This window comes from Methylobacterium soli, from assembly GCF_008806385.1.
GTDB classification, from domain to species: Bacteria; Pseudomonadota; Alphaproteobacteria; order Rhizobiales; family Beijerinckiaceae; genus Methylobacterium; species Methylobacterium soli.
The window spans coordinates 113121-126314 of record NZ_VZZK01000008.1; the positions used below are offsets into that span (position 1 = coordinate 113121).

Below are 13194 nucleotides of genomic sequence, written 5' to 3' on the forward strand. Positions count from 1 at the left end.
AGAACCGCGTTGGGGTTCCGGTTAGGTCATTGCCGGCTGCCGACCGGCGGTATCGATCGGCATCGGCGATTCTGGGATCCGGGTCCCGCCTCGCGGCCCCGGAAGGATGTTGGAAGCGACGGATCGGTGGGCGGGGAGCCGCCGATCAAGCCTCCCGAGACTTAGGCGGCCACCCGCTCTGCCGCCACCACGGGCTTCTCGGCGCGCAGGCCGAGGAGATGGCAGATCGCGTAGACGAGGTCGGCTCGGTTCATCGAGTAGAAGTGGAAGTCGTGGATACCGCGGTCGACGAGGTCGAGGACCTGCTCCGCCGCGACTGCGCCCGCGATCAGGCGGCGGGTGTCGACGTCGTCGTCGAGCCCCTCGAAGCGGTGCGCCAGCCACTCGGGCACGGAAGCGCCGGTGCGACGGGCGAAGTTCGAGGCTTGCTTGAAATTCTGAACCGGCAGGATGCCGGGAACGATCGGGATGTCGATGCCCCGTGCCCGAACCCGGTCGACGTAGCGCAGGTAAACGTCGTTCTCGAAGAAGAACTGCGTGATGGCCCGATCCGCGCCCGCATCGACCTTGGCCTTCAGGGCGTCGATGTCGGCATCGAGCGAGGTGGCCTCCGGATGCTTCTCGGGATAGCCCGAGACCGACACCTGGAAATCGCCGATGCGCTTGATGCCGGCGACGAGATCGCAGGTCTGCTGATAGCCGCCCGGATGGGGGGCGTAGGCGCTGCCCACGCCATCGGCGGGATCGCCCCGCAGGGCCACGATGTGGCGGACACCCGCGTCCCAATAGGCGCGGACCACCTCGTCCACCTCGTCCTTGGTGGCGTTCACGCAGGTGAGATGCGCGGCTGGCTTGAGATTCGTCTCGCGCACCATGCGGGCGACGGTGTTGTGGGTGCGCTCGCGGGTCGAGCCGCCAGCGCCATAGGTCACCGAGACGAAGCTCGGGTTGAGCGGCGCGAGGCGCTCGATCGAGGACCAGAGCGTGCGCTCCATCTCCTCGGTCTTAGGCGGAAAAAACTCGAAGGAGACCCGGATCGGGCGGCAACCCTCGCGGCTGGCGCGGTAGGTGGAGGCTGGCATGAGACGTCCTCTATGTCTTCGGTTCAGACGGTCCGGCTGGCCTCGACGCGGAACGCCGGGGCAATGGTTGCGCGGGCACTCAGGCGACGGCCCGCTGAGGATCAGCTTCGATGGCATCCCGGCTCTCGGCCGCGAGCCAGAGGGTGACGGTGAGCTGGTGCTCGGCCTGCGCCATCGGGGCGAGGTCGCGGGTCTCGACGGCAGCGAGGCCGGCATCGGCGAGCCAGCCGGCAATCTGCTCGGGCGCGAAGCCGAGGCGCCGATGGGCCTGGGACTCGCGCAGGAACTCGAGCTCGTGGGGGGCGAAATCGACCACGAGCAGGCGACCACCCGGCGCGACGAGACGGCTCGCCTCGCGAAGCGCCCGGGCCGGATCGTCGAGGTAATGGAGCACCTGATGCACCACGACGAGATCGAAGCTGCCACGGCCGAAAGGCGGAGCATGGATGTCGCCCTGACGTAGATCGACCCGCGACAAGCCCATCCGCTCGAGATTGGCGCGGGCGACCGACAGCATGGCGTGACTCGAATCGAGCCCGGTGGCGCGTGCGGCCCTCGGGGCCAGGAGCCCGAGCATCCGGCCCGTGCCGGTTCCGAGATCGATGAGGCTCTGAATCGACCGTGAACCCAGCGCATCGAGCACCGCTGCCTCGACGGCCGTCTCAGGCACGTGGAGCGAGCGCAGCCGGTCCCATTTCGGCGCGAGGCGAGCGAAGAAGCTCTGCGCTGCCTCGGCGCGCTGCCCGCGCACCGCTTCCAGCCGGGCCCGATCCTCCGAGAGCGGCGGCACCTGCCGATCAAGGCCCGCGATCAGCGGATCGACGAGACCGGCCCGGCTCTCGCTCAGTCGGAAGAAGGCCCAGGCACCCTCGCGATGCCGCTCGATCAATCCCGCCTCGACGAGAAGCTTGAGATGGCGCGAGATGCGGGGCTGCGACTGCCCGAGGATGTCGGTGAGATCTGAGACCGAGAGCTCACCCTCGGCGAGCAACGCGAGGATACGCAGGCGCGACTCTTCGGCCGCTGCGCGAAGCGCGCCCAGCGCCTCGGCGAAGGGGACCGGCTCGGCCACCAAATTGCGCTCGATAGACATAAAGATATCTTTATGTGAGGCTAGCGCAATTGGCAAGGGGGGCGTGCCTCAGGGTTTCCGGGCGGCACGCGGGCCCGCAGGCATCTCAACCGCACCGGGCGCCGCAAGTACGGCACGCCCTCGCGATGAAGATCCTCACCAATCTCAGAGCCAGGCGGCGCCCCGCACACCCGAGGCGTCACCGTGCCGGCTCGCTCGGATCGGGGTGTCGAACGCGTCGGAGAAAACATGGGGCGCGGTCGCGCCCGGCAAGGCATTCAGGAGTTCCGGCACGCGCGAGAGACCGCCGCCGATCACGATCACGTCGGGATCGAGGATATTGACGACGTGCGCGAGCGCCCGACCGAGGCGCTCGACATAGATCGCGATCGTGGTCCCCGCATCCGGATCGCCCTGCCGCATCGCATCGACGATCGCCTCCCCGGTCAGGATCTGGCCCGTGCGCCGGAGGTGGTCCGCCGCCAATCCGGGACCGGAGAGCCACGCCTCGATGCAGCCGCTGCGCCCGCAGTAACAGGCCGGTCCCGGCCGCTCATCGTCACGCGGACGCGGCAAAGGGTTGTGACCCCACTCGCCCGCGATCCGGCCTCGGCCCGACAGGGCGCGGCCCCGCAGCGCGATGCCGGATCCGACACCGGTTCCGAGGATCACCGCCCAGACGATCTCCGCGCCCGCCCCCGCTCCATCGATCGCCTCCGAGACGGCGAGGCAGTTCGCATCGTTCTCGACTCGGATCGGCCGCTCGAGCAAACGCTCCAGATCGGCCACAAAGGGCCTTCCGTTGAGCCAGATGGAATTCGCATTCTTGATCAGGCCGGTCGCGGGCGAGACGGCGCCGGGCATGCCGATCCCGACACAGCAGACGCCGCCCGCCTCGTGTTCGAGACGCGTCACCAGTGCCGCGAGGGTCGCGAGCGTCGCGGCATAGTCGCCGCGCGGGGCAGGGACACGGGCCTGCGCCCGGGTCACGCCATCCGGATCGAGCACGATCCCGGCGATCTTAGTGCCGCCGAGATCGAGGCCGAGGCGCAGGCGCGCTCCGGGCATGCAAGGATCAGCTGACAGCGGCGACCTTCGGGGCGGGCGTGTCTGTGTTCATCGGCTCCGGCGATTCGTCGGAGATATGAGTGCCGATGGAGAACGGGTGCGCCATCACCTCGTTGAGCTTCGTCGCATCGAGCTCGCCCTCCCAGCGGCTCACGACCACGCAGGCGACACCGTTGCCGATCAGGTTCGTGAGGGCGCGGCACTCGGACATGAACTTGTCGATGCCGAGCACCAGGGTCATGGCCGCCACCGGCACCGGGTTGTTGGGGATGGCGGCAAGCGTCGCGGCAAGCGTGATGAAGCCGGCACCCGTCACGCCCGAGGCGCCCTTCGAGGTCAGCATCGCGACGAGGATGATGGTCGCGTACTGCCCGATGGAGAGGTCGGCCCCGACCGCCTGCGCCAGGAACAGCGTCGCCAGCGTCATGTAGATGTTGGTGCCGTCGAGGTTGAACGAGTAGCCGGTCGGGATCACGAGACCGACGACCGAGTCCGAGGCACCGAGGCGACGCATCTTCGTCATCATGTGCGGCAGCACGGTCTCGGAGGACGAGGTGCCGAGCACGATCAGGAGTTCATCCTTGATGTAGGCGAGGAAGCGGAAGATCGAGAATCCGGCAAACCGGGCGATCGAACCGAGAACCACGATCACGAACAGAAGCGCCGTGACATAGAAGGTGCCGACGAGCCACGCGAGATCCACGACCTTGGTGATGCCGTACTCGCCGATCGTGAAGGCCATGGCGCCGAATGCGCCGAGCGGCGCCAGCTTCACGATCAGGCCGATGATACGGAAGAACACCTGGCCCGCGGTGTCGATGGCGTGCGAGATGCCGGTCGCGCGCTCTCCCATGCCGGTGACGACGACGCCGGTCAGGATTGAGATCAGGAGGACCTGGAGCAAGTCGCCGGTGGCGAAGGCGTCGAAGAAGCTCTTCGGAATGAGCGCCATGATGTGGGCGACGGTCGAATCAGCCGCCGCCTTGCTGGCATAGGTCGCAACCTTGCTGGCATCGAGCTTGGCCGGATCGGCATGGAAGCCGGCGCCGGGCTGGATCACTTCGCCGACGAGGATGCCGATCAGGAGCGCGATCGTCGAGACGACCTCGAAGTAGATCAGCGCCTTGAGGCCGACGCGACCGACCTTCTTCAAGTCGCCGATCGAGGCGATCCCATGCACGATGGTGCAGAAGATGATCGGCGCGATCATCATCTTGATCAGCGCCACGAAGGCATCCCCGAGCCATTTCAGGGATTTACCGAAATCCGGATAGAAATACCCGACCGCCACGCCGAGGGCGATGGCGATCAGGACCTGGATGTAGAGGACCTTGTACCAGGGCTCGCTGGCTGCCGGAGGGGCTGCCGCCGTGGTTGCTCCGTGAGTCGTCGCCTGCGCCATGTCGCTCACTCGTGCACGCGCGCGTGCACCCTCCCGGCTTTTGTTGACCTTGACGCTAGCGGAGTTGTCCGTGCCGCTCAACTCGGCCTCAGTATTTCACCTCGGCCCGGGGGTTACAAAAGCTGTCGATTTCCGAAGAAGCAGACTTTCGCGCCGCCGCGCTTAGACGCACTCAGGTTCAGGTGACGGAATAGCCGCCACCTGAACAGGTCGGAGCTTAGCCGTGCGACTCGCTGGCGCCTTACGGACTGCCCTCCTGGGCAGCCTTCTTGCAGGCGCTCTCAGCGCACCGGCCAGCGCCGGAATCCTCGCGCAGATCGATCAGTCGCGTCAGCGCATGCGCGTCTACGTAGACGGCAGCCTCGCCTACGATTGGCCGGTTTCCACGGCACGGCAGGGCTTCGTCACGCCGAACGGGAGTTACCGGGTCGGGCTGATGGCACCGATGTGGTACTCGCGCAAGTATCACGGATCGCCGATGCCGCACGCGATGTTCTTTCGCGGCGGCTACGCCATCCACGGGACCTACGCGGTCGGTCATCTCGGACGACGGGCGAGCCACGGCTGCATTCGATTGAGCCCCGGTCACGCGCGCGCCCTGTTCCGCCTGACGCAATCGTATGGCGGAGCGCGTATCGTGATCCGCAACTGACGTCGCGGATCACGGAAAGGTCGGAGGCAGAAGGGGTTACTGCTGGCTGCGACGCGGACGAACGGTCCAGCGCTCGAAGGCGGAGGCCGGATCGTCCTCGCGGGCCTGATCCTGGGCAGGCTCGTGCGGCTGCTGGATCGCAGCGCCGAGAGCCTGCGACAGGCTCTCGATCACGTCATCGATGCGCGCATCGCTCGGGGCAGCCTCGGCGTGCTCCGCATGATGAGCCTCACCGGCTTCGGCACGCGCGGGCTCCGGCTGAGCCTCTGGCTCGGGCTCCGGGGCGTGGGCCTCGACGGGCGTCGCTACCGCGACGGCCGCCGCCGCCGGTGCCGCGACCGCGGCCGAGCCATTTCCGGCGATTCGACGCAGGGCATTCACCACTCCGCCGTCGTCCTCACCGGACTTTCCCACGCTGGGCCCTCCCTCGCTCCCCTTGCTGCTCGCGCCGTAGCGTCCGAAGCCGAAGCGCGGCTCGATGAGGTCGAGCACGGCGTCGAGGGCCGCGTTGTTGAGGCTGATCTCGCTGGCCTGCGGCGGTCCCTGGAGAGCGACCGCATGGCGCTCGTAGGCGGAATCCGAGGAGACCTCGCGTCCGAACCAGATCGGGGCCACGAAGGCGTTGGCGTCGGTCTCGTTGTCGAAGGTGATGCTGACCAGATCGAGGCTGCCGGGGCTGACATAGCGATCGATCATCACGTCCCGGCCGGACACCGACAGGTTGGTCCGGTCGTAGGCAGCCTTGCCGCTGCAGACGTCCAGAAGGGCGTCACCGTGGGCGCGCGGCACGTCGGTGCGCTCCTCGCTGGCAGACCCGTCGGCACCCGTCGTCACTAGGACGAGATGACATTGTTGGCCGTCGACCCGCACGAAGGACGTGCGGCCCGCCTGGGGCGCGAAGTAACCTTCGGTGATACGGGATCCACCGCGTTCCTTGCGGATCAGACGCACCAAAGCCGGTGCCACGAGAAACCGCCGAACCACGCTCATACTCAACCTCCGCGCAATCGCCCGTCCCGGGCTACGGACCGCAGGGACGGACGGTTTCTGCCGTCGTGACCTCGGGCCCGAAGCCGGACGCGAAGACTGCCGCCAAGACGACGAATAGCTTCGCCGTTATGAGACAAGATCTTCGGTCCGCCCCGCCAAATCCTCGGGCCGGAGAGCCGCTATGGCCTCAGGTTAGACAGGGACTAAGCAAAAAGGCGTCGAAATCAAGACCATGTGCGCAATGACACCGGCAGCCGACGTCCTTTCCCCATCAAACACCGCCGGGTTCGTTGCCCTTCGGCTCGAAGGCGAGCGAGACGCCATTCATGCAGTAGCGCAGCCCCGTGGGAGGCGGTCCGTCGTCGAAGACATGGCCGAGATGGCCTTTGCAATGCGCGCAATGGACCTCGGTCCGCACCATCCAGTGGCTGCGGTCGACAGTGGTCTCGACCGCTCCCTCCAGGGGCTCGAAGAAGCTCGGCCAGCCGGTGCCGGATTCGAACTTGGTCCCGGTGACGAAGAGCGGCGTGCCACAGCCGGCGCAGGTGAAGGTGCCGGGGCGCTTCTCCGCCAGAAGGCAACTCGTCCCCGCCCGCTCAGTCCCGTGCTCGCGCAGGACACGGTACTGCTCGGGCGTCAGCGTCTCGCGCCAATCGCGCTCGGAGCGGATCTCAGGGGCAGTGCCGGCATTCGGTTCGGCCATCGCGTCCTCCGTTTCTGATCGATTAACCGGATATGGTGACGCCGGGCGATCGGCGCGACAGGGTTCGACGGCGTCGTCCTCAGGCCGCGGCCCCGACCGTATCCGCCATGCGGGCTTCGCGATCACCCAAGGGCAGCGCGGGGCCGGTCGTGGTATCCTTCGCGGTCTGGTGCTCCATCTCCGCGTTGATCTCGCCACCGATGAGCACGATCGTGGCCGAGATCCAGATCCAGGTCATGAAGCCGATCACGGCGCCGAGCGAGCCGTAGGTTTCGTTGTAATTGCCGAAGCTCGCCACGTACCAGGAGAAGAGCAGCGACGCGACGAGCCAGAGCAGGCACGCCACCGCGCTTCCGGTCCCGACCCAGCGCCAGCGCGCCCGCTCGCGGCTCGGTCCATAGCGGTAGAGGACCGAGAGACCACCGAGCAGCACCAGCATCAGGGCTGGCCAACGCAGGAGCGCGATGAACCAGGTGGCATCGCTGATCCCGACGAACTTGAAGATCACGGGCAGGACGACGATCGAGGTCAGCGCGAAGATGACGAAGACAAGCGCGCCGGCCGTGAAGGTGAGCGACCGCAGGTTCAACATCACGAACGAGCGCTTTTCCTCTTCCTCGTAGACGACATTGAGCGCATCGAACATCGCCTTCATGGCGGCATTGGCACTCCAGAGCGAGATGACGAGGCTGGTGAAGAAGGTGAGGCCGAGGGTTCCGCCGCCCTTTGCGGCGATGCGCTTCACCTGATCGCCGATGATCTCGACGGCGCCCGATGGCAGGAAGCCCTGCATCGCCGAGAGGTGCTCGTTGATGACGTTGACGTCGGCGAAGAGGCCGTAGCTCGTGACCAGCGCCGCGAGCGCGGGAAACAGCGAGAGCAGGGTGTAGAAGGTCACGCCCGCGGCAACGGAGAGGACCCGGTCCTTGTTGAATTCCAAGTAGACCCGGACGGCGATGTCCTTCCAGCCGGAGCCCGTGATCTCCGTCGGACTCTCGGCCGCCCGGCCCCGGTTGACCTGCGTCGCGGCAACGAGTTCCGCCGAACGGCCGGTATGCGAACGGGCGCCACCATTGCTCGGACGCGCCGGGTCGGCCTCCGTGGCCGGCATCCCGCGCGGCCGCTTCGGGGCAGCCGCGAGCGCGATCAGGGCAGAGCCGAGGAGCAGCGTCCACAGGATGGCAGTTCCGCCTCCGTCGGGCTGCGGATCGGATGCGCTGGTTCGAGACGGAGGCATGGGAAACCGAAATGGGAGGCTGGGCGACGATACGCGCGGCAGCAAGAACGCCAGCGCGGGCACGCTGTTCCGCTCATCCTTTCCGCCGGCGGCTTCCGTGGCAACGCGGATGGCCGGCCTCAGTCCCGATAAAGCTGTGCATGGGCCTCACGCAGGATATTCTTCTGCACCTTGCCCATCGCGTTGCGCGGCAATTCTTCTGCGAACAAGACCCGCTTCGGCAGCTTGAACCGCGCGAGGCGGCCCTCGAGATGCGACAGGATCGCGGCCTCGTCCGGCGCGCCGGCGCCACCCACCACGATGGCGGTGACGCCCTCGCCGAAATCGGCATGCGGTACGCCGATCACGGCCGATTCGACGATGCCCGGCAGAGCATCGATCTCGGTTTCGATCTCCTTCGGGTAGACGTTGAAGCCTCCCGTGATGATCAGGTCCTTGCCGCGCCCGACGATGTGGACGTAGCCCTCCTGATCGACCTTGCCCAGATCGCCCGTGATGAAGAAGCCGTCCGCCTTGAATTCGGAGGCCGTCTTCTCCGGCATGCGCCAATAGCCCTGGAAAACGTTGGGACCCTTGACCTCGATCATGCCGACCTCGCCGGACTTCAAGGCCGCACCCGTCTCGGGATCGACGACGCGCAGCGCCACATCCGGAAGGGGATAGCCGACGGTGCCGGCAATCCGGGCGCCCTCGTAGGGATTCGAGGTGCTCATGTTGGTTTCGGTCATCCCGTAGCGCTCGAGGATGGCGTGGCCGGTGCGGGCCTGCCACTCCCGATGCGTCTCGGCGAGCAACGGCGCCGAGCCCGAGATGAACAGCCGCATATGGGCCGTGGCCGCGCGCGTCAGGCCGGGCTCCCGCAGCAAGCGGGTGTAGAAGGTCGGAACGCCCATCATGGTCGTCGCGCGCGGCATCAGTTCGAGGATCTGCTTCGCGTCGAGCCTCGGCAGGAACAGCATCGTGGCCCCGGTCGCGAGCACGATATTGGTGGCCACGAACAGCCCGTGCGTGTGGAAGACTGGCAGGGCGTGTATCAGCACGTCCTCGGCCGTGAAGCGCCAGACATCGACGAGGGTCCGGGTGTTCGAAGCGAGGTTCTCGTGCGAGAGCATCGCGCCCTTCGAGCGTCCGGTGGTGCCGGAGGTGTAGAGGATGGCCGCGAGTTCATCCGGACCGCGGGCAACATCCGTGAAGTCGGTGGCAGCGGCGTCGGCAGCCTGCGCCATCGTGCCCTGCCCATCGGCGCCGAGGGTGCGGACCTGCCCGACGCCGGAATTGGCCGCGACTTCGGTCAGGATGTCACGCTTCGCGGGATCGCAGACGAAGAGCGCCGGCTCGGCATCCGAGAGGAAATACGCGACCTCGGGTCCGGTATAGGCCGTGTTGAGCGGCAGGAAGATCGCGCCCGCCCGGACGGCGCCGAGATAGAGGAAGATCACGTCCGGGCTCTTGTCGACCTGCACCGCGACCCGGTCGCCCGTCCGCACGCCGAGCGCCGTCAGGGCATTCCCATAGGCGCCCGATCGCGCGATGAGATCGGCGTAGCTGTAGCGCCGACCGTCCGGTGTTTCGATGAAGGTCTTGGCTGCCGGATCGGCGGGGAGATTGTCCCGCACGAGGTCGAAGAGGTGGTTGCTCATGCGTGCGGCCCTTAGCACACCGGCCAATTTTTTGACGAGAGCCTCAGGCCTCGGCAAGCACAACGGCACGCGGGGGCGGAAGGTTCGCGCGCAGTTCGCGGTTCACCGTGCCGGAGGCCGCGACGGTGCCGAGATTGGCGTAGGTCTCGTGGTTCTTCTCGATCGCCGACAGATCGTAGAGGTAGTTCACCATCAGACCGTAGGATTGCTTGAGCCCCTTGGGAGAGGTGTCGCCGAGGAAGTTCAGGCGCTCCAACCGGGCGCCGTTGCCCAGATGAAAGCGGGCGACCGGATCGAGGGGCCGACCCCGCTCGTTCTTGGCGCGCAGGAAATAGGCGGCCGCAGCCGACAGAAGCACCTTGCGGACGGCCTCGGACTTGGACTTCTCGTGAGGCCAGTCGCTCTCGTCGATCAGGCGCAGGGCCTCGATATCCTCGCGCGTCAGCCCCTGCGGCGCGTCGGCCCGCCGCTCGCGGTCGAGCCATCTGGCGAAACCGGGCACCGGCGAGAGTGTCACGAAGGTCTTCAGACTCGGGATCTCGCGGGCGAGGTCCTCCACCACCTGCTTGATCAGGAAGTTGCCGAAGGTGACGCCGGCCAGACCCTTCTGGCAATTCGAGATCGAGTAGAAGATCGCCGTCGTGGCGGCCCGCACCGGCAACGGATCGCGCTCATGCGCCAGGATCGGCGCGATGGCGGGCGCGATGGCCCCCGTGAGCGCAACCTCCACGAAGATCAGCGGCTCGTCCACGAGGGCCGGATGAAAGAACGCGAAGCAGCGCCGATCCGTCGGCTCGATGCGGCGGCGCAGGTCGTCCCAGCCCTGGATCTCATGCACCGCCTCGTAGCGGATGATCTTCTCCAGGATATGAGCCGGCGTCGTCCAGTCGATGTGGCGCAGCACCAGGAAACCCCGGTTGAACCACGAGGCGAACAGGTGCTCGAAGTCACTGTCGAGGCTGTCGGCCGCGTCGATCAGGTCGGAATCCGCGCCATCCTCGGCGCGTAGAAGATTGCGCAGGTCGAACAGATCTTCGCGCATCCGTACCAGGGCCAGAGTCCCGTCTCGAGCGAGATTGAGACGCCGGATCAATTCCTGGCTGCGGGGCTCGGCGGCTTCATGAAGGCGGCCGAGGCGGGCCCGCGTCGGATCGGAGCGATAGGCCGCGATGGCGGCTTCGACCGCGCCGTGATCGGCATCGAACTCCTGCGCGATCAGCCGCAGAAAGGCCAGGCGCTCCGTCTTGGGAAAGCTCGCGTAGCGGTCGAGGATGAGGCGGGCGAGCGCGACCCCCGACGCCTCGCCGCGCCGGGAAATCAGATCCTCGCAGAACTTGACCAGTTCGGCGGGATTGGCCCGGGCAGCGATGTCGCCGCGCCCGAAGCTGATGAGGTCCCGTCCCCGGTCGCTGATCGTTTGAAGGAGGTCACCGAAGAAAGAGATCGCCGCCATGAAACGCCGTCCACTCCTTCGCCGCCCGCAGATGTGAGATTCCGCCCCACGCGTCCGGGGCCGTCAGCTTCACAGTTTAGGCCCCCTGGGCCGTCGGGGCCAGGGGGCGCTGCCAGGATCCACCTGCGCGGCACGCATGATCGCGCGTTCAGGCGCGTCCACCATTCTGCGCCTCAATCTCCGAGTGGTCGGCGCGTTCCCGCCAATCCTCGACGCCGTGATGGCGGGCGAAGCGCAATTCCGCGGCGCGCCGTGCCCGCTCGGGATCGCGTGCCCGCAGAATTCCGACGGAGCCCACCGTGAAGGGCACGCCGAGGATCTGCTTGGCGAAATGAATGCGGTAGTTCTGCATGCGGAACTCCCTGTTGTGTCACGAGACCGCGACCCGGCAGCGAATCGGTGATCACCGACCTGCCGTGACGGTATGAGACCCTGAAACCACAAGGTTTCCAAGGGCCTGCCGCGGATCGCACGAGCGATCTCTCCGCGCGCCGCGCCGATTCGGATGTGGGGACCCTTCCCCGGATTTTGAAGGCCGTCCCGGTCTGGCCTCTCTGGACCCATGGACCCTGACTGCGGTTGCCAAGGTGCTGGAGCCCGGCCTAGGCGAAGGGCTCCGCCTTCCGGACGATGGAGTCCCCGCGCCATGCCGATGCTGCCCGCATGCCTGCCGATCGCACGCCGGCCGATCTCGGGAACCTGCCCGTGAGCGCGACGGGAGAGGGGCTGTCCGCGCGTGCACGCCTCGGCCTGACGCTGATCGCGGGCGGAGCGGTGGCGAACATCTACTACAATCAGCCCCTGCTCGGGCTGCTCGTGGCCGAGTTCGGAGACCGTGCGGCGCTCTGGATACCGACCGCCTGCCTGGTCGGCTACGGGCTCGGCATCCTCGGCCTCGTGCCGCTCGGCGACAGCCTGCCGCGGCGCAGCCTCATCATGGGGCAGCTGCTCGGCCTGAGCCTCGCCCTGCTCCTGGCGGGTGCGAGCCCGAATCTCGGACTCTTGGCGCTGGCGAGCCTCGTCATCGGCATTCTCGCGTCGGCGGCGCAGCAGGCCGTGCCCTTCGCGGCGGAATTGGCGCCGGATGCGAGCCGGGGGCGGATCGTCGGGCAGGTCATGACGGGGCTCCTGACCGGCATCCTGCTCGCCCGGACGGTGAGCGGCCTCGTCGGCGCGCAATTCGGTTGGCGGGCGGTGTTCTTCGCCGCCGCCGGCGTGGCGCTCGTGATGGCGGGCATCGCCGCCGCGACGTTGCCGCGCACGCCGCAGACGAGGCCCCTGCGCTACCGCGCGCTGATGCTCTCCATCCTCTACCTCGTGCGGACCCAGCCGGTGCTGCGCACCGCGAGCCTGTCGCAGGCCCTGCTCTTCGCGAGCTTCAACGCCTTCTGGGCGACGCTGGCGCTCCTCGTCGAGGCGCCGCCCTTCGATCTCACGGCGGCCGGGGCCGGCCTGTTCGGGGTGATCGGCGTGGCGGGCGCCTTCGTGGCGCCGCTCTCGGGGCGTTTTGCCGACAGGCGCGGGGCGCGGCCCGTGGTGCTGGGCGGTAGCGTGATGGTTTTCGCAGCCTTCGCAGTGCTTTGGTTCGCCGGATGGGGATCGCTGGCCTCGGTGGTGATCGGGGTGCTGCTGATCGATATCGGGCTGAACGGGGCACTCATCGCCAACCAGACCCGGGCCTACGCGCTGGTTCCGGGGGCGCGGGGGCGGATCAACACGGTACTGTTCACCGTGATGTTCGTGTTCGGGGCGCTCGGCGCCTATGCGGGTTCGCAGGCCTACCTGCTCGTCGGGTGGTCCGGCGTCTGCACGGTCGGCCTCGTCCTGGCGGGGTTGGCCTCCCTGGTGGCCTTGCGCGACAGGCACCCGGCCCGGAGCGCGGGCGGGCCTTGAGC

The 13194-nt window shown here is 67.4% G+C and carries 12 protein-coding genes; 2 read left to right on the plus strand and 10 right to left on the minus strand.

Annotated features, from left to right (window positions below):
• Window positions 1-161 precede the first annotated feature (161 nt).
• The 4 genes from metF to F6X53_RS09920 form a co-directional block, all read right to left on the minus strand.
• Window positions 162-1082 (minus strand): methylenetetrahydrofolate reductase [NAD(P)H], encoded by a 921-nt coding sequence (gene metF, locus F6X53_RS09905; protein ID WP_150999858.1) that lies wholly within the window; start codon window positions 1080-1082, stop codon window positions 162-164.
• A 79-nt stretch (window positions 1083-1161) separates the two neighbouring features.
• On the minus strand, window positions 1162-2175 hold the full coding sequence (locus F6X53_RS09910; RefSeq protein ID WP_150999859.1) for an ArsR/SmtB family transcription factor: 1014 nt from the start codon (window positions 2173-2175) through the stop codon (window positions 1162-1164).
• A gap of 144 nt (window positions 2176-2319) precedes the next feature.
• On the minus strand, window positions 2320-3222 hold the full coding sequence (locus F6X53_RS09915) for an ROK family protein (RefSeq protein WP_150999860.1): 903 nt from the start codon (window positions 3220-3222) through the stop codon (window positions 2320-2322).
• Window positions 3223-3229: 7 nt separating this feature from the next.
• Window positions 3230-4624, minus strand: coding sequence for a dicarboxylate/amino acid:cation symporter (locus tag F6X53_RS09920; RefSeq protein WP_150999861.1), 1395 nt, complete (start codon window positions 4622-4624; stop codon window positions 3230-3232).
• 316 nt (window positions 4625-4940) lie between these two features.
• Here F6X53_RS09920 and F6X53_RS09925 point away from each other — a divergent pair, with 316 nt between their 5' ends.
• Window positions 4941-5276: a L,D-transpeptidase gene (locus tag F6X53_RS09925; RefSeq protein ID WP_425324687.1), complete on the plus strand. Its 336-nt coding sequence runs from the start codon at window positions 4941-4943 to the stop codon at window positions 5274-5276.
• Window positions 5277-5312: 36 nt separating this feature from the next.
• Here the strand turns inward: F6X53_RS09925 and F6X53_RS09930 are convergent, their stop codons facing one another.
• From F6X53_RS09930 to F6X53_RS09955, 6 genes are all read right to left on the minus strand, one after another.
• Window positions 5313-6266 carry a hypothetical protein gene (locus F6X53_RS09930; protein WP_150999863.1) on the minus strand — a complete coding sequence of 318 codons (954 nt, stop codon included), beginning with the start codon at window positions 6264-6266 and terminating at the stop codon, window positions 5313-5315.
• A gap of 271 nt (window positions 6267-6537) precedes the next feature.
• The gene (gene msrB / locus F6X53_RS09935) at window positions 6538-6969 is read right to left on the minus strand and encodes a peptide-methionine (R)-S-oxide reductase MsrB (protein WP_150999864.1); all 432 of its coding nucleotides are present in this window, start codon (window positions 6967-6969) and stop codon (window positions 6538-6540) included.
• 79 nt (window positions 6970-7048) lie between these two features.
• Window positions 7049-8206, minus strand: a complete 1158-nt coding sequence (locus tag F6X53_RS09940) for a YihY/virulence factor BrkB family protein (RefSeq protein WP_150999865.1) — start codon at window positions 8204-8206, stop codon at window positions 7049-7051.
• Between the two features lie 119 nt (window positions 8207-8325).
• Entirely contained in the window at window positions 8326-9846 is a 1521-nt protein-coding gene (locus F6X53_RS09945; RefSeq protein WP_150999866.1) for a malonate--CoA ligase, read from the minus strand.
• Window positions 9847-9889: 43 nt separating this feature from the next.
• A complete protein-coding gene (locus F6X53_RS09950) occupies window positions 9890-11299 on the minus strand; it encodes a malonyl-CoA decarboxylase (protein WP_150999867.1) in 1410 nt (469 codons plus the stop codon).
• Between the two features lie 148 nt (window positions 11300-11447).
• Window positions 11448-11651: a hypothetical protein gene (locus F6X53_RS09955; RefSeq protein WP_150999868.1), complete on the minus strand. Its 204-nt coding sequence runs from the start codon at window positions 11649-11651 to the stop codon at window positions 11448-11450.
• 311 nt (window positions 11652-11962) lie between these two features.
• On the opposite strand from F6X53_RS09955, the gene F6X53_RS09960 reads away from it, so the two are divergent.
• The gene (locus F6X53_RS09960) at window positions 11963-13192 is read left to right on the plus strand and encodes an MFS transporter (RefSeq protein ID WP_150999869.1); all 1230 of its coding nucleotides are present in this window, start codon (window positions 11963-11965) and stop codon (window positions 13190-13192) included.
• Window positions 13193-13194: the final 2 nt, after the last annotated feature.

Coding starts and splice junctions, on each gene's coding strand:
- F6X53_RS09915 (WP_150999860.1), bottom strand. CDS start 3,222: ATGCCCGGAGCGCGCCTGCGCCTCGGCCTCGATCTCGGCGGCACTAAG.
- F6X53_RS09930 (WP_150999863.1), bottom strand. CDS start 6,266: ATGAGCGTGGTTCGGCGGTTTCTCGTGGCACCGGCTTTGGTGCGTCTG.
- F6X53_RS09945 (WP_150999866.1), bottom strand. CDS start 9,846: ATGAGCAACCACCTCTTCGACCTCGTGCGGGACAATCTCCCCGCCGAT.
- msrB (WP_150999864.1), bottom strand. CDS start 6,969: ATGGCCGAACCGAATGCCGGCACTGCCCCTGAGATCCGCTCCGAGCGC.
- F6X53_RS09950 (WP_150999867.1), bottom strand. CDS start 11,299: ATGGCGGCGATCTCTTTCTTCGGTGACCTCCTTCAAACGATCAGCGAC.
- F6X53_RS09920 (WP_150999861.1), bottom strand. CDS start 4,624: ATGGCGCAGGCGACGACTCACGGAGCAACCACGGCGGCAGCCCCTCCG.
- metF (WP_150999858.1), bottom strand. CDS start 1,082: ATGCCAGCCTCCACCTACCGCGCCAGCCGCGAGGGTTGCCGCCCGATC.
- F6X53_RS09960 (WP_150999869.1), top strand. CDS start 11,963: ATGCCTGCCGATCGCACGCCGGCCGATCTCGGGAACCTGCCCGTGAGC.
- F6X53_RS09910 (WP_150999859.1), bottom strand. CDS start 2,175: ATGTCTATCGAGCGCAATTTGGTGGCCGAGCCGGTCCCCTTCGCCGAG.
- F6X53_RS09955 (WP_150999868.1), bottom strand. CDS start 11,651: ATGCAGAACTACCGCATTCATTTCGCCAAGCAGATCCTCGGCGTGCCC.
- F6X53_RS09940 (WP_150999865.1), bottom strand. CDS start 8,206: ATGCCTCCGTCTCGAACCAGCGCATCCGATCCGCAGCCCGACGGAGGC.